The sequence below is a fragment of the Streptomyces sp. NPDC059917 genome (genome assembly GCF_042730635.1).
GTDB lineage: Bacteria > Actinomycetota > Actinomycetes > Streptomycetales > Streptomycetaceae > Streptomyces.
On the sequence record NZ_JBHWLC010000031.1, the window covers coordinates 48,238 to 63,284 of the forward strand.

Here is a 15,047-nt window from a genome sequence, read left to right on the forward strand (position 1 = left end):
TCGTCGCGCGGGCAGCGCACGCACAGCAGGCCGCTATGCGGGTCCACCGACCACCCTCCACGGACTGGGCGCCTCCGGCTCGTCTGCGTCGCCCCTGGAGCCGCGGACCACGAGCACGGGGATGCCCGCGAACTCGAGCCAGCCGGTCAGCTGCTGCCGCAGGGTGTCCTTCTCTGCCGCGACGTACAGAGCGTGCTCCTGGCCCGCCGTGCGGTCACGGCGGATCGCGGCCAGCGTCTTCCCTTCGGCCGGCCGCTGCCGCACTGCCTCGTAGCGCTCGATGGTGCGCGTCACCAGGCGTCGTGGGCGCGCCCCGACGTCGAGTAGCTGATGTGCTCTGTGTTGCTCGGTAGCGCGATGGCGGTGTTCCGTAGCGGCTGACGAAGGCCTGGCGGAGCGATTCAACGGTCCCGAAGCCGCATTGTGCGGCCACGCTCGCCACGGGGAGTGAGGTGGAGGTCAGGAGGTGAGCGGCGGCTTCGGTGCGCGCGTCGCGGACGAATCGGCCCGGCGCCTTTCCGAGGTAGTCGTTGAACAGGCGGGTCAGGTGGCGTTCGCTCACCCCGACGTCGGCTGCCAGTGCGGTTGCGGTCAAGTCGCCGGTCAGGTGGCTGGCGATGTAGTTGACGGCTCGCCCGACCAGGCTGTTGGTGGGTGCTGGGGTGGCGGTGAAGATGCTCATCTGTGCCTGGTTGCCCGGCCGTTGCAGATAGGTGACCAGGCCGCGAGCCACGGCGCGTGCCAACTCCGCGCCGTGGTCCTCCTCGATGAAGGCCAGGGTGAGGTCCAGGGCGCTGGTGGCGCCCGCCGCGGTGGACAGGCTTCCGTCGCGGATGTAGATCGGCGCGGGATCCACAGTGATCTCCGGGTAGGCCCAGGCGAATTGCTCGGCGTACCACCAGTGAGTCGTGACGCGTTTGCCGTTGAGCAGGCCAGCGGCGGCCAGGACGGTCGCCCCTGTGCAGACCGAGGCGACTCTGCGGCTCTCCCTGGCCAGGCGTCGGACATGGCCGACGATCCGCGGGTCTTCTGCTGCGGCCTGGTGGCCGAACCCTCCCGAGACGATCAGCGTGTCCAGTGGCCCCCGCAGCCGCTCCAGGGAGCGCTGGCCCTGCAGCATCAGCCCCGAGTCGCACGTGATCGCCCGGCTTCCCGGGGTGGCCACGCTCACGGTGTAGGCGGGGCTGGCTCCGAGACGGTTGGCGGTGATCAAACTCGTTGTCACGCAGGCGATGTCCAGCAACTCGGCCTCGTCGTACCCGACGAGGGCCACCAGTCGTTCCTCCATGATCGGGACCCTATGTCGGACTGACTTCTATCCCAAGAATTCCGACCTGGTCGCTGTCTGCCCTTGGCACTCCCCCGGCCCGGGGTCGAAGGTGACGGCATGACCAAGACGCTCGCCTTCGTGCTGTATCCCGGCATCACCCCGCTCGACCTAGTGGGGCCGCTTCAGGTGCTGTCGGCGCTGGCCCGGATCGACCCGTCGTTCGAGGTGGTCGTCGTCGGCCAGGACCTCGCCCCCCTGGACACCGACACTCCGCTGAAGCTGACGCCGAGCCACACGTTTGACCAGGTCACCGAGCCCTTCGCGCTGATCGTGCCGGGTGGGACCGAGCCGACCCTCGCCGCCCTGGGCAACGAGCCCCTGCTGAGTTGGATCCGGAAGGCCGCGCGGAGGGCCGAGGTCGTCGGCTCGGTGTGCACCGGCTCCCTGATCCTGGGTGCGGCCGGCCTGCTCGACGGTCGTCAGGCCACCACGCACTGGGGCTTTCGCGACCTGCTGGCCAAGTTCGGCGCGACACCTGTCGCTCGACGCTGGGTCGAGGACGGTGCCGTGCTCACCGCCGCCGGGGTGTCGGCCGGTATCGACATGGCCCTCCACCTGGTCGAACGCCTCGCGGGCGAGCAGACGGCCCGATCGGTCCAGCTCTTCATCGAATACGACCCGCAGCCGCCCCTGGGCGGCATCGACTGGCGGTCAGCCGACCTCGACTTCTTCAAGCCCCATGCCCGGGCCATGCTGGAATCGGCCCTGGCAGACCATCCCGCGCTCCTGGCCCGCCTGACAGCCTGAGCTTCGACAGTTCCTGAGTAGCTCTCGGGAAACGTTACGAGATCCCGTTCTAACTCAAGGCGGGGCGGGATCTCGGCGTTTGTGGGTTGTGCTCGTGGTGGTGGTGTCCGAATGCGGGCGGGGCCTCGGGCGGTTGCCTGGCGGAGGATCGGCCTGGTTGTCGGGGTGGTTCGCGGGAGTGAGGGGCTTCGGGGCTGCCGTTGGGCGTGCTTGAGCTCGTCATGTGGTGCCGGGTGTCAGGCGCTCGTCTGGACCATCGGTGGTGGCTGGGGCGGAGAGAGCCCGTTCGCGGTGATTTCGATGTCCGCACGTTCGGGCCGGTAGGCGTCCTGCCAGCTGGGGTGGAGGTAGTGCCGGTCCTGGCTGAACTTGTCGCGCTGCCGAGGTCGCCGGGCCGGACTGTGATCGTCAGTTTCCGGTAGATCCGCGGCAGTTCTTTCGCGGGCCGGGCGCTGGCGCCGGATCGCGCCGCGCTCGTCCGCGGACTCCTTGAGGCGCAGGTAGTACGGCTCGCGGGCGGCGATCTGTACGGAGCACAGTGTCGTCGACGGCGTGCGCCCCGCCCACCTGCGCGCCTGCCACCGGCGTGGCGGCAACTCCCCGGCCGTCTCGTAGAAGTACTTCAGCGCCTCGCTCAGGTGCCCGGCCACAGTGACCGGCTCAGGGGCCTTGCGGCGGCTTGGAGGCCGGTCAGGGGGTGAAGGGCTGGGCGACGTCGGTGCAGGTGGTACCCGGGGCGGGAGCGGTGGTGGTGAGGAGGTAGGCGGTGATGTGGGCGGTCACGCACGTGCTCTCCGCCGGGGAAATGGAACCGTGCCCGAAAGCGTCCACGCTGAGCAGCCGCGCGGAAGCGCCGAGTTGCCGGGCGGCATTCTGGGCGAAGGAGTGGGGAGTGGCCGGGTCATGGAGGGCGTTGACCAGGAGGATCGGCGTGCTGCCGGTGTACGTGTCCCAGGGCCCGCGGTAGACGTCGTCGCCGGGGGCGGAGGTGTAGGGCCAGGTCGAGCACTGGTTGAGGCCGTTGAAGACCTGCGGACGGCCGAACGTGGGGGCTTCCTTCTCCCAGCCGTCTGCCAGCATGGCAAGGCTGTCCGCGTCGCGGGGAAAGGGCATGTCGCTGCAGTTGACCGCCGGGTTGGCGTTGTTGCCCCTGAAAGGCGTGTCAGTGATCTTCCTGCGGACGGCCTTCGCCTTCGGGCTGGGTTCTGCCGGCAGCGCGTTGTAGAGGGACTGCCAGCGTCCGGCGAGTGCGCCGTAGGCGGTGGCGTCGGGAAGGCTGTTGTAGAGGTCGTTGACGAACGAGTTGAGGGTGACGCTGGTGCCGTCGGCAGTCTTGACGGCCGAGTCGGCATGAGAACGCAGGTAGTCGCGGATGGCGTCGAACTTGTGGCGCGGGTCACCGGCTCCGAAGGGGCACCCGGGCTCACCGACGTCCTTGCAGCGCTGGAGCACCGCGGCCAGGACGTCCTCGTAGTTGAGCGCGCGGTCGTGCTCGTAACGCGTCCCGTCCGAGGAGCGCAGCCCGGGGTCGGCGTTGCCGGTGTTCACGATCGCGCGGACCTTGTCCGGGAACATGTTCGCGTAGGTGTCGCCGAGGAACGTCCCGTAGGACACGCCGAAGTAGGTCAGCTTCTCATCGCCGACTCCCTGCCTCAGCAGGTCCAGATCCCTTGCCGAGGCAGCCGTGGACATGTGGGCCAGGAGCTGTCCGGCATTCTCGCGGCACAGGTTGCCCTGGACGCGCAGGGCGTCGCTCTCGTCCGAGAGCTGCTGCACGGTGACCGGGTCCCGCATCAGCTTGGCATCGACCGCGTCGAACTGTTCCTGGGAGGTGAAACAGCGCAAGGGCATGCTGCGGCCCACGCCGCGCGGGTCGAACGCGACGATGTCGAAGCGCTCCAGTACCGGCGCGGAGAAGAAGTACTCGGCTACGACCGGAGCGCCCCAGCCCGCGGCACCAGGGCCGCCGAAGTTCGTGAGGATCGAGCCGATCCGCTCCCCCGGTCCCTTGGCGCTGCGCTTCATCAGGGCCAGCGGCACTGTTCCGGCGTCGGGATGCGCATGGTCGAGAGGGACGTCGTAGGTCGCACAGCGCATGAGTTGCGGGGCGACGTCCTTCGGAAGGGCTGCCAACGCGTCCTGCGGGCATTCCTCCCACACCACGGGCGGCGCCTGCACCGCCGGGGACGAAACGGCCAGAGCCCCGGCGGGACAGCCGGCCCAGACCGGCAGGGTGACGAGCGCCAATGCCGTTCGGTACATCCATCGCCGTCGACCAATGACGAAACTCACGCTCACACCTCTCGACCGTTGGGCGCCTGCTTGCGCCCCGGCAGAGCAGTACCCCCCGCGTCCACAGCAATGGGCGACCCCAAGCACAGTTCCTCTGAACGGAGCAGAGTGGTTCGCCCACCGCACCCGGGCAGGCAAGGGAGGCACCCTGGGTCCACCGAGCAGCCGGGCGCCGACGCGCACGGTCAGAAACTGGCCCGCATCAGCCACCATCACCACGAGCCACGAGCCACGGCGGCGCGCTTCACGGCCTTCCAGGCCTTGGCCGCCGTCGGGATCGGACGCGAGCGGGGCGACGACATCGTGACGCAGCTGGAGACCGGGGCAGTGGCCAGCGCCCACACCTGGATCTCCGAGAGCAGCCCATCGCACGACTCGCGCAGCTCGCCGAGCTCGGCGTGGAGTGGGCCTGAGCCGCCGCTCGCAACGGGAGGTCAGGTCACCGCTCGTCGGACACCGGGTCCTCCGCAGGGTCCTCGGGCCTCTGATCGTTCTCGCGGCGGGCCGCGAGGTCCTGGAGGTAGGCGGCACCGATCGCACGCAACCGCTCCTGGGCCTCCAACGCCCCCTCAGCACCCGCCATGCATCCCCCTTCGCCGGGCCAGGCGGCCTTTCGTGAGGCTGACATGACAGTTAGCATGCGTACGAGCTGCGGATTACATGGCGATTCGTCAGCTTTTTCGCCGTGGATCCGCGCACGGACGGGACGCCGCGCCTACCCGGCCACCCGCCGCCCAAGACGTCCAGCGCACACCTGGAGAGCCTGTGAATCCCCGCCCCGCTTCCCGTCGGCAGCGCCTGCGCGTTCCCGGCGCCGCCTGCGTCGCGCTGCTGTGTTCCGTCGCCGTAGGCGTCGCGACACCGGCGCAGGCTTTCAGCGGCGGCAATCACGAGAGAATCACCCGGGCCGCCCTGGGGGCCGCGGGTTGGCACGCGGCCTCACTGACGGCGATGGCGGACGGGAACTCGGGCGCCATCGTCGCCAACGACCACGGCGAGTACTTCGGCATCGGCAAGTTGCACTGCGACAACGCCGACTACCTCGACCCCCGGTACGACAGCCGCTACCCCCGTACCCGCGAGCAGGCCGACGCCGAGATCATCGACTGCATCGACAGCTCCGTCCACAATTTCAAGCGGGCCGTGGTCGCCGCGGACCGGCTGGTCGACGCGAACGGGCACGTCGTCGCCGCCCAGACCTCTATCTCCCCAGCCTGCGACTGGAACGACCGGCCGGGACGGGCGAAGTGCGAGGTGTTGGAGGACCTGGGCCGCGGCTGGCATCAGATCGAGGACTTCTACGCCCACAGCAACTGGGTCGACCAGGCCGGCCCGGGCGCCATCGGCGTCAAGAACCCTCCGGGCCTGGGCAGGACCGACCTGCCCGCGTTCTTCTCCATCGCCCGCTACAGCTCCATCAGCCGGGCCGACTGGGCCAAGGACGCCACCGGGCACCTCCCGCACGACCTGGCGACCGGCTGCTACCCGGACCGCGACCACACCGGAACGGTGTCCAACTGCGCGAACCGCGTCACCCACGACGGAGTGCTGAACAAGGACACCAAAGACACCCCGCGCTCGGCCGTCGGTCATAACTTCGACCGCGCCTACGACGGCGCCGTCAAGGACATCACCCGCCAGTGGAACGACTTCAAGGACGAGCTCCAGCGCAGGTACCCGAACAACGGCCGGGCGCAGGCGATGATCTGCGCCATCACCCATGACCACCCGGACAAGACCTGCTAACCCGTGAGAAGCAGGTCCCCGTGTCGTGCGGCGCTCGCACGGAATCCCGGCGAGGGCTCACGGATGCCTCCGCGAGTCCTCGGCCGGACGCCCGCCCGGCGCCCCTGGCGCGGCCGTCCGGGGATCCGCCACCCCGCAAGGCGACGGTGCGCTAGGGCCGCGCCGGAGCTGCGTCTGCAGGAGCAGGAGCACCAGGGCGTCGACGGCGTGCTGCCTGGGCGGCCAGTCGTGCTGCTTCAGCATGCGCAGCAGGGCCAGGCCTGCCAACTGGGCGCGGCTGATGCCCGAACAGCAGGCACGGCTGACCGCGCTGGGCGTGCAGCCCGACCAGACGCCCGCTCCCGCCCCTGCGGCCAGCCTCGGGGCGAAGGAGCAAGGCGCAGCAGGCGTTCCAGCGGGGCCTGGCCGCCCTCGCGAAGCTGGGCGTGGACTGGGCATGACACGCCACCTCGCCGGACCCGCGAGCAGGCCCGCCTCGACCCCAGCGATGACGCCGCGCCGTCGTTGATCCCGGCGAAACAACCAGCCTCCCCCGGCCGTCGCCGACACGGGCTCCAGGGGGAATGTGACACCGCAGCCCGGCAGACTGGCCGTGCCCGTGACATGAAGTCAGGGCACGGCCGGTTCCGGTGCCGGGTACCGGCGGACCCGAGTGGGGCTCACCGGCGACGGGTTTCGGCTACTTCCACACCTGGTAGTCGCTGCCGTTGCAGGGGTGGGTGTACACCCTGCCGTCGTGGTTGCTGTCGAGGCAGAGTCCGGTCAGTCGGCTCACGAGCTGCATCCCGTCGCCCTTCCAGTTCTCTTCCCACTGCTGGTTGTATTCACCGGAGCAGCCCTCGATGTAGACGTTTCCGATACCACTCTGGTCCGGGTACCAGCTGGAAAGGCAGGATCCGTTACCGAAGCCGCCGACGTTGGTCGTCATCTTCCAGTAGCGATTACTCGAGTTATCCTTCAGGTTGCTCTGCGAGTCGTTCCAACTGGTGCTGGAGTGCTTCCCGTTGAGTATTCCAGCCGACTGGCAATGGAGCGCGGCCTTTGTGTCCGTGTCGATTGCGTTGTTGTTGAACACTCGGATACATCCGCCGGTCGCCTTGCTCCGCCAGACGATGTTGTTAGAAGCCTGCGCCGAGGTGGAAACCGCCATGAGCAGGACCGGAACCGAGGCGACGGCCAACGCGGCCCGCCCCTTAGAAATCTTAAACATTCGAAATCCCCCATTTATCTAGCACGGCAGTACTAAGGATTATCGTCCGCCCGTCCGGCTGGTCCCGGATTTGCGGTGAATTGATCCCTGCTAACTCCTCGACACTATCCAGGGATAAGCGGGCGCTCAACAATGTTGATGAAAATTTGAGGTGGAGCGAGAAATTCCGCTTGCTGATTCCTCCGACCTGACGTCAACAGGACAATCGTCTGGCTCGTCAGCCATCCGGGCCCAACAACCAATGCGACGGCCACCGTCCAGGCGCGTTAAGGCAGTTGGTGTGCGGACAGCAGCGCAGACTCGGCGAGCTCGGCGTGAAGAAGGCCGTGCGGGCACAGAAGGCCGCCGCGACCGTCTCGACCGGGCGCAGTTGGACGCGCTCGCTGAGCCTCGAAGCCCCCAGCTGCCGTTGGGGACTCCCGATCACCTGGCGGATGGTTCTGTGCCAAAGCGGCGGTTTCCCCGGCGCAGCCTGGATGGCGGCCGTACCTTCCCCGTATGACGATGACGTTCTCCGAGCTGATGACGTTCTCCGAGCTCAAGAACCCGCCACCGTCGAAGCCGCCTGCGGGGCGTCCTCCATCCTCTACCGGTCCGGACAAAGACCCGCCGATGCCGCCGAATGACCCGCAGAACCCGCCCAAGCGGCCCGGGACCTGATCGGCCGTGCGCGTGGACCGGGTCCTGTTCGAGGACCTTCCCGACGAGGCCCGGGCGGCCATCGCCGCACGTGTCGGGCACGAGCATGCGGGAGTCGAGGTCGCCAACGGAGACAGTGCGGCTCTCGCTTCGTGGTTTTGGCCGAAGCCGGGCACCTCCATGGTGTTCATCAAGGGCTTGCCGCTGGGCCACGAGCGGATCGGGGAGCTGCGGGCGGAAGCGGCAGTGAACCCGTTCCTGCCCGACTGCGCTCCCAGAATTCTGTGGCAGGAGGAGGCAGGGGGCTGGCTGCTGCTGTGCTTCGAGGGCCTGCACGCGTCGCTGTGGACGTACTTCGGCGACGACGGCGATCATCTGGAGTCGGTCGCGGCCGTTCTGCGGAACCTGAGCCAGACCCCGGCACCGGATGTGGTGCGGCTGACCGCGTGGGATCGATGGGGCGACTACTGCGACCCGGCCGACGAACCGCTGCTCACCGGGGATCGGCTGGTGCACTCCGACCCGGCGGCCACGAACTTCATGACCGAACCCTCCGGCCGGGTCTGGATGATCGACTGGGCATGGGCGATGCGCGGACCCGCGTGGCTCGACGCGGCGCTGTGGGGGCTCCGTCTCGTGCTCGACGGCCGACAGACGCCGGAGCAGGCGGCCCGGTGGACGGCGATGATTCCGGCGTTCGCGGCGGCCCCGCGAAGAGCGGTGGCGGTCCTCACCGAAGCCGAAGCCCGGTCATGGGAGGACTGGCACAAGCGCGGGGTGACGGAGCTGGACGAGACCCTCGCCGCCGCACGCGCGTGGGCGGCGTACTGGGCGACTCCGTAGGGCAGGGCGGCCGGGGGGTGAGGCAAGGCAGTCGCGCCGGTGCTACGAGCCGGACGAGCTCGCCATCGCCGAACTCGTCCAGGCGAAGGGGCGGCAAGGTCATCGTCTTCGCGACCATCGAAACCGTCGTCGCCGGCGTGCTCACCGCTCTCGGTGAGGGCGCCCGCCAGCGGATGCAGCACGGAAAGGACACCGCCCGCTGATTGGGCCTGTACTTGCCAGCACCATACCGAGGCCGTCGCCGAGCCCTGGGCGCATTTCGTCCTCATGGTCGACGGTGACGGAGCGGTAGTCGAGAACCGATCTGCGGGCCGGGGAGATGTGCACGAGGATCTCGGCACCCACCTCGTGGTCAGCGTCGCTCAGTGACCCGGTGCCTGGGGGCGGGGCGCACGTCGGCATCGTCATCCGACCAGGCGGGGCCAGGTGGTGCAACGGCTGGTGGCTGCTCGTAGGCTGCGGCCATGACCGAGATCCAGATGCCGACGCCCAGCGATGCCTTCGAGCTGCTCATGGCCGGTAACCAGCGCTTCGTCTCAGGGACCACTGAGCACCCGAACCAGGATGCCGCCCGCCGCGCCGAGACCGCACCGTCCCAGCGGCCCTTCGCCGTGCTGTTCGGGTGCTCCGATTCCAGGCTGGCCGCCGAGATAATCTTCGACCGTGGCCTGGGCGACCTGTTCGTGGTGCGCACCGCCGGACATGTCGCCGGCGTGGAAGTCCTGGGTTCCATCGAATTCGGTGTGGGTGTCCTCGACGCGCCGCTGGTCGTCGTCCTGGGCCACGACTCGTGTGGCGCAGTCGCCGCGGCCTGCTCTGCGCTGGAGAACGGGCAGACGCCGGGCGGCTTCGTCCGGGACGTTGTCGAACGGGTGACCCCCAGTGTGCTGGCAGCCCGTGCCGCCGGACGCGAGACGGCCGAGGAGATCCTCGCCGAGCACATCGAGCAGACCGTGGATCTGCTGCTCGAGCGCTCCAGGGTCCTGGCCGAGCGGGTCGCCGCGGGCCGCCTCGCCATCGTGGGCCTGTCCTACCGGCTGGCCGGCGGCAGCGCGCAGCTCGTGGCCTCCCGTGGTCTGGCTTCAGCGGTCTCCGCCTCGTCCTGACCGCCCGGGCCGTGGGTGCTCACGCGGAGGGGCGGGGCCCCGCGGCCCTGCGGAGCCGGTTGGCGATCGCGAGTCCCAGTCCTTCCTCCGCCGGCAGGGACGCGACGATGAGGTCGCACCCCCGCCGGTCGAGCTCACGCAGGAACCCGTACAACCCGTGCGCGTAGGCGGCCATGGCACCGGGGACCGCCAGGACCGCGTGGGCCCGCACCGAAGTGGTGGCCCCGGAGGGCGGAAGGAGTACGCCCACCCGGTGCCCCTGCTCCTGGGCGAGCTCGGCCTCGGCCACCACCTTGTGCGGCTCGACGAGCACGACCCGCGCACTGGGTGCGTAATGGGACGGGTGCTGGCCCGGCACCCGGACACGTCCCGTCGATGGCACCGCGACGTGGCTTCCCAGCACCGCTTCGAGGTCCTCGCGCGTCACTCCGCCGGGCCGGAGGATGGCCGGGCGGTCGCCCGTGACGTCGACAATGGTCGACTCGACACCGACCTGGCAGGGGCCGCCGTCCAGGACGAAGTCGACCCCGTCACCGAGCTCCGCTCGGACGTGGTCCGCGTTGGTGGGGCTGACCGCGCCGAAGCGGTTGGCGGACGGTGCCGTGACGCCGCCGCCGAACGCCGACAGCAGGGCGAGCGCGACCGGGTGGTCGGGCACCCGGATCGCCACCGTCTCCAGTCCGCCGGTCGCCTCCAGCGGCACGCGGGGGCCACGCCGCAGGACCAGGGTCAACGGCCCCGGCCAGAAGTGTTCCGCCAGCGTGCGCGCCGCCGCGGGAACGGACTCGACCCAGTCGTCCAGGTTCTCCGCACCGCCGATGTGGATGATCAGCGGGTGGGAGGGTGGGCGCCCCTTGACCTGGAAGGTCCGCGCGATGGCGGCGGGGGCCTCGGCATCGGCGCCCAGGCCGTACACGGTCTCGGTCGGGAGGCCCACCAGGCCCCCGGCGCGCAGTACAGCGACCGCCTTCTCGATGTCAGCGATGGTTGCCGTCACCCTGGTGTTCCTCTCCCTTGTGCGCCCTCATGCCGGTGCTCTCCTCGCCTCATGAGCGCGAGAGCACGCCCTGTGGCCCTCATGATGCCGACCCGGGACAGCACGTTTCACGCGAGCGGGTGCGCCGGGCAGGACCGGGCCGAGTCCGAGGCCGAGGTTCGTCGGTGGCCTCGAGAGAGGGTGGCCCATCAGATGATGCCCGCAGCCGACCGTCCGGCCGATCTCTCGGCCACTTTTTCGAAGGGCGGCTTCCGGTACGGCTGCGTGCCTGGGACGGCAGCGAGGCCGCAACGGCAGACGCGCCCCTGATCACTCTGCTCGGGCGCGAGGCACTGCGCCGCCGGCTGTGGCAGCCCAGCGAGCTCGGGGTTCCCTCCCGCTGCACGCAGCCCGCGAACACAGGGCGAGGGTCACTGCGGTCACCCTGTCCAGGGCAGAGCGCGGAGGTCCCGGTACGGACTGCCAGGCAGAGGCAGGTCACCAGAGCAGGGGTCCTGGTGGCGGTAACCCTGACGAAGCGGGGCCCGCGTATTCCGGTGCGGGCCCCGCGCGCGGACCGGGCATGACGGGAAGAACTACGACAGCGAGAGATGATCCCGCCTTCCGCCCCGGTCAGCAGTACCGCACCCACTCGTGCGCATGGACGTAGCGGGCGTCGACCCAGCCGGAATGGTCGGCCAGGTGGTACCAGCCGTCCTGCTGGCAGCCGAGCGTGACGCGGCTTCCCGGAGACAGGCTCCACACCACGTGGGAGTGCGTCCACGGGTGCTGGCGGACATTGAGCTCGATCCGCGAGGTCACCGTCGCCGACACCCCGTGGTCACGGTGGTCGGACTGCGGCGCGGCCCCCGCCACGCCCACGCCCGCCACACCGAAACCAGCGGCCAGAACGACGGCGGCCAGACCACGTCCCCTTGCTCTTGCGGTCATCGCAGCACTTCCTTTCGGACCCCCTCGCCTCTGCGCCCCGAGGCCCTGTGGGACCTGACGCCGTGAGCGCTCGGCTCACGCCTCCACCCTCTGATTCGGCGCCCCATATTTTCCGGATTGGTGTGCATTGGGTAGTTGTTGGATTTCCGTGCCGGTACAGCAGTTCTGAACGTTGCTGCGGCTGTCTTGCTCAGAGGCTGGTGAGGGCGCGGGCCGCGAGGCCGATGCCGACCAGGAGGACGAGGGCCGAGGACGCGGCGGGTCCGATGCGTCCGAGGGCCTTCACGTGGGCGGAGGCCCTGTGGGCGGCTCGGGCACTGATCCGCTCACGCAGCCGTACGAGGAGGAGCCCGGCGAGGGTGAGGGTGGCGGCCATGCCCAGGCCGTAGCCGATCACGAGGAGGATCCCGAAGGCGGTTCGCCCGAGCGCGACGGCGCCGAGCAGCACGACCAGGGCGGAAGGGCTGGGGACGAGACCGCCGGCGATACCGACTCCGATCAGAGCCCAGCGTCGGCGCGGGGCCGGGACGTCGGTGTGGGTGTGGGTGTGGGTGTGGTCGGATTCTCCGCGGGGGTGATGGTCGTGTGCGGCGGTGGTCTTGGTCAGGACCGCGGTGGTACCGATGACCGGCGCGGTGTCGGCATCCCGCCGCGAGGAGGGCAGTTGGGGCAGCGGGTCGTGGCTGTGCCCGTGGTCTCCAGGACGTCCGTGATCATGATCGTCGTGGTGGTGATGCCCATGACCGTGGCCGTGGTGCCCATGACCGTGGTGGTGGCCGTGACCGTGGTGGTGGCCGTGACCGCGCAGGGCGGAGTGCAGGAGCTGGATTCCGATGGCGGTGACGAGCAGCCCGCTGGCGAGGCCGAGCCATGCCAGGACGGTCTCCCCCGCCAGGTGGGTGGCGAGCGGGAGGAGGAGGCCGAGGACGAGGACTCCTGCGGTGTGGGTGAGGGTGACGGTGACCCCGACGGTGACGGCGTCCCGCGGGGTGCCGCGACGGCCGGCCAGGTAGGCGGCCATGATCGTCTTGCCGTGGCCGGGCAGCGCGGCGTGGGAGGCCCCGAGGATCACGGCAAGGAGCAGGGCGAGGAGGCCTACGGGGACGGTCAGTTCGTGGCTGCCGACGAGGCTGTCGAAGAGCGCGGCGACCTTGTTCAGTACGGAGGTGACGGGGCCGGCACCGGGCAGGCCAGGCGGCAGGATCCGGGCCGCGGGGCCTCGGCCCGCAGCGGTGCGCAGTTCGGCGGTGTGCTGGTCGAGCGGGTCGGCGAGCGGGTCCTGCGGGTAGTGGCGTAGGTGGTCGGTGGTCGATGCCGCTGGGACGGTGGAGTGGGTGAGGGCGAGGCCTTCGCCGCGGGCGGTGATCTCGCGCCAGCCGATGCGCTGGGTGTCGTAGTGGGTGGCGATGTGGACCACCGAAGGCTGGGTGAGGTCCATGTTGGCGGCGAGTTCGCAGGTGAGGCGGCTGGTCTTGAGCCCGGCCTCGCCCGTGTGGAAGGTCAGCGCGCCCGCCTCCCGGGTCCAGTGGAGGCTCGCGCCGCCCGCGTCGGCGGTCAGTTGCCCGGCCAGCACGGCGCAGGCCTGGTCCGCGTACGCGCGCTGCTCGCCGGCGGTGACGGCTCCGTCCTGGTCCCGGTCGATGAGCGCGCGCTCCTGCGCCGTGGCGATCTCGGCGCGGTCGACCACGATCTCGGCCTCGACGGCCCGGGGGCGCAGGGTCAGGCTGGTCGCGTAGTTGACGGTGAAGTTGCCCAGCGGATGCGCGGCCGCGGGTGTGGCCGCAGCGAAGAGGACCAGCGGGGTGAGCAGGGTGGCCGCGAGCGGGGCGGCGGCCAGGCGCCGGCAGGTGGTGGGGTTCATGGGGTGCCGTCGATTCGCCGGATCGCTTCGCGCGCCGCGGGGGCGTGCAGCGGATGGAAGGAGGGGGCGGTGGCCAGCGCCTGCCCGAGGTCGCGCTGGGCGGCCGTGGCGTCGCCGAGGGCCTGGTAAATGGCGCCGCGGTGGTAGTGGAAGAGGGCGCTGCGCGTCCCGAGGGCAAGTGCCTTCTCCGCTTCGGCGAGGGCCTCCCCGTCGCGGCCGACACGGTGCAGGGCCCAGGCGTAGGCGTCGTGGACCGCGATGAACGGGCGCTCCCGTACGGCGGTTTCGGCCATGGTCACCGCCTGCCGGGGGTCGCCGTGGTCGGCTTCGAAGAGGATCGCGTCGACATCGGCGGGCGTGCCGGCGGCCCGGCGCAGCGTCTCCTGGGCGCGCAGGACCGCGTACTGGGCATCGGCTTGGTCTTGTCGGCCGAGGGACTGCTGGAGTTCGCCGAGCCCCAGCAGGTACTGCGGCAGCGGGGCCGCGGCGATCGCCGCGGTGTAGTCGGCGACCGCCTGGCCCGAATCCCCTGCGGCGGCGCGGGCCTTGGCCCGGGCTTCCAGCAGGCCCGTGTCGCGCGGCGCGATGGCCAGCCCGGTTTGCGCCTGGCGCAGAGCGGTCGCCGCATCGCCGCTGTCCAGGGCGAGGGAGGACAGATGGGTGTGGGCGAAGGCGCGCTCACCCGGTGTGCCGGCCGCCCGCAGCGCGCGTTCCATCAGGGTCTTGGCCCGGCCGGTGTCGCCGCGGAGTTCGAAGGTGTAGGAGGCGCGGGCCAGGGAGGCGCTGTCGGGGCGGAGGTCGGCCATCTTCTGGACGGCGTTCTCCGCTTCCTCGTACTGGCCGAGTTGGGTGTGGGCGTCGGCCAGGACCCCGTAGGCGGCTGGGGTGGCGGGGCTGGTCGCGACCGCGTTCCGGGCCCAGGTCAGGGCGTCTCGGAACTGGTGGCGGGCGGCGGCCAGGGCGCCCATGCCGATCTCGGCGTGCAGGTTCCCGGTCGGTTGGAGGGTGAGCGAGTGGCGCAGGGCCTTCTCCGCCTGGGCGTAGGTGGCCTGGTCGGCGGTGGTGCGGGCCTGCTGGACCAGGGCCATGGCGAGGTCGGCCCAGCTGACCGGATCCTTCGGTAGCCGTTTGACGCGTGCGCGCAGCGCTTCGATGCCGCGGGGCGGACCCGTGGTGGACGACGCTGATGCGGGGGTGTGCGGCGTGCTGGCGCCGGTGGGGGTGAGGCCGGTGGCGCCGGCGGTGAACATGACCACGCCCAGGGTGATGGTGATCGCGGTGTTGCGCAGGTGTCTGCGGTGCCGGATCGAGGGGGCGGGCTGGTCTTCGGGCCGGTGCACGGGGTC

Annotated in this window: 13 protein-coding genes; 4 read left to right on the forward strand and 9 right to left on the reverse strand. The window is 70.3% G+C overall.

Translation table 11 applies throughout. The features are described 5' to 3' along the window. Positions 1 to 214 precede the first annotated feature (214 nt). Positions 215 to 1,288 (reverse strand): GlxA family transcriptional regulator, encoded by a 1,074-nt coding sequence (locus tag ACFWAR_RS19595; protein WP_385778746.1) that lies wholly within the window; start codon positions 1,286 to 1,288, stop codon positions 215 to 217. 99 nt (positions 1,289 to 1,387) lie between these two features. Between ACFWAR_RS19595 and ACFWAR_RS19600 the strand changes: the two genes are divergently transcribed. Beyond that, entirely contained in the window at positions 1,388 to 2,077 is a 690-nt protein-coding gene (locus tag ACFWAR_RS19600; RefSeq protein WP_385778748.1) for a DJ-1/PfpI family protein, read from the forward strand. 236 nt (positions 2,078 to 2,313) lie between these two features. Here ACFWAR_RS19600 and ACFWAR_RS19605 read toward each other — a convergent pair whose 3' ends face one another. The 3 genes from ACFWAR_RS19605 to ACFWAR_RS19615 all read right to left on the reverse strand — a co-directional run bounded on the left by ACFWAR_RS19605 (position 2,314) and on the right by ACFWAR_RS19615 (position 4,997). Beyond that, positions 2,314 to 2,727, reverse strand: coding sequence for a hypothetical protein (locus ACFWAR_RS19605; protein ID WP_385778750.1), 414 nt, complete (start codon positions 2,725 to 2,727; stop codon positions 2,314 to 2,316). 40 nt (positions 2,728 to 2,767) lie between these two features. Next, entirely contained in the window at positions 2,768 to 4,324 is a 1,557-nt protein-coding gene (locus tag ACFWAR_RS19610) for an alpha/beta hydrolase (protein WP_385778752.1), read from the reverse strand. 484 nt (positions 4,325 to 4,808) lie between these two features. After that, the gene (locus ACFWAR_RS19615) at positions 4,809 to 4,997 is read right to left on the reverse strand and encodes a hypothetical protein (RefSeq protein WP_385778754.1); all 189 of its coding nucleotides are present in this window, start codon (positions 4,995 to 4,997) and stop codon (positions 4,809 to 4,811) included. 323 nt (positions 4,998 to 5,320) lie between these two features. Here ACFWAR_RS19615 and ACFWAR_RS19620 point away from each other — a divergent pair, with 323 nt between their 5' ends. Then, entirely contained in the window at positions 5,321 to 6,115 is a 795-nt protein-coding gene (locus tag ACFWAR_RS19620) for a hypothetical protein (RefSeq protein WP_385778756.1), read from the forward strand. A gap of 679 nt (positions 6,116 to 6,794) precedes the next feature. Here ACFWAR_RS19620 and ACFWAR_RS19625 read toward each other — a convergent pair. Then, a complete protein-coding gene (locus ACFWAR_RS19625; RefSeq protein ID WP_385778758.1) occupies positions 6,795 to 7,325 on the reverse strand; it encodes a hypothetical protein in 531 nt (176 codons plus the stop codon). A 672-nt stretch (positions 7,326 to 7,997) separates the two neighbouring features. Here ACFWAR_RS19625 and ACFWAR_RS19630 point away from each other — a divergent pair. Beyond that, positions 7,998 to 8,807: an aminoglycoside phosphotransferase gene (locus ACFWAR_RS19630; protein ID WP_385778760.1), complete on the forward strand. Its 810-nt coding sequence runs from the start codon at positions 7,998 to 8,000 to the stop codon at positions 8,805 to 8,807. A 464-nt stretch (positions 8,808 to 9,271) separates the two neighbouring features. Continuing rightward, a complete protein-coding gene (locus ACFWAR_RS19635) occupies positions 9,272 to 9,913 on the forward strand; it encodes a carbonic anhydrase (protein WP_385778762.1) in 642 nt (213 codons plus the stop codon). Positions 9,914 to 9,932: 19 nt separating this feature from the next. On the opposite strand, the gene ACFWAR_RS19640 is transcribed toward ACFWAR_RS19635, so the two are convergent. The 4 genes from ACFWAR_RS19640 to ACFWAR_RS19655 form a co-directional block, all read right to left on the reverse strand. Continuing rightward, positions 9,933 to 10,910, reverse strand: a complete 978-nt coding sequence (locus ACFWAR_RS19640) for an L-threonylcarbamoyladenylate synthase (RefSeq protein ID WP_385778764.1) — start codon at positions 10,908 to 10,910, stop codon at positions 9,933 to 9,935. Between the two features lie 612 nt (positions 10,911 to 11,522). Continuing rightward, positions 11,523 to 11,840, reverse strand: a complete 318-nt coding sequence (locus ACFWAR_RS19645) for a hypothetical protein (RefSeq protein WP_385778766.1) — start codon at positions 11,838 to 11,840, stop codon at positions 11,523 to 11,525. A 190-nt stretch (positions 11,841 to 12,030) separates the two neighbouring features. After that, positions 12,031 to 13,701 (reverse strand): sulfite exporter TauE/SafE family protein, encoded by a 1,671-nt coding sequence (locus tag ACFWAR_RS19650; protein ID WP_385778768.1) that lies wholly within the window; start codon positions 13,699 to 13,701, stop codon positions 12,031 to 12,033. Then, positions 13,698 to 15,041 (reverse strand): tetratricopeptide repeat protein, encoded by a 1,344-nt coding sequence (locus ACFWAR_RS19655; RefSeq protein ID WP_385778769.1) that lies wholly within the window; start codon positions 15,039 to 15,041, stop codon positions 13,698 to 13,700. Before ACFWAR_RS19655 ends, ACFWAR_RS19650 begins: the two co-directional genes overlap by 4 nt. Positions 15,042 to 15,047: the final 6 nt, after the last annotated feature.

Coding starts and splice junctions, on each gene's coding strand:
- ACFWAR_RS19620 (WP_385778756.1), top strand. CDS start 5,321: ATGGCGGACGGGAACTCGGGCGCCATCGTCGCCAACGACCACGGCGAG.
- ACFWAR_RS19635 (WP_385778762.1), top strand. CDS start 9,272: ATGACCGAGATCCAGATGCCGACGCCCAGCGATGCCTTCGAGCTGCTC.
- ACFWAR_RS19595 (WP_385778746.1), bottom strand. CDS start 1,288: ATGGAGGAACGACTGGTGGCCCTCGTCGGGTACGACGAGGCCGAGTTG.
- ACFWAR_RS19650 (WP_385778768.1), bottom strand. CDS start 13,701: ATGAACCCCACCACCTGCCGGCGCCTGGCCGCCGCCCCGCTCGCGGCC.
- ACFWAR_RS19645 (WP_385778766.1), bottom strand. CDS start 11,840: ATGACCGCAAGAGCAAGGGGACGTGGTCTGGCCGCCGTCGTTCTGGCC.
- ACFWAR_RS19625 (WP_385778758.1), bottom strand. CDS start 7,325: ATGTTTAAGATTTCTAAGGGGCGGGCCGCGTTGGCCGTCGCCTCGGTT.
- ACFWAR_RS19600 (WP_385778748.1), top strand. CDS start 1,388: ATGACCAAGACGCTCGCCTTCGTGCTGTATCCCGGCATCACCCCGCTC.
- ACFWAR_RS19615 (WP_385778754.1), bottom strand. CDS start 4,997: ATGTCAGCCTCACGAAAGGCCGCCTGGCCCGGCGAAGGGGGATGCATG.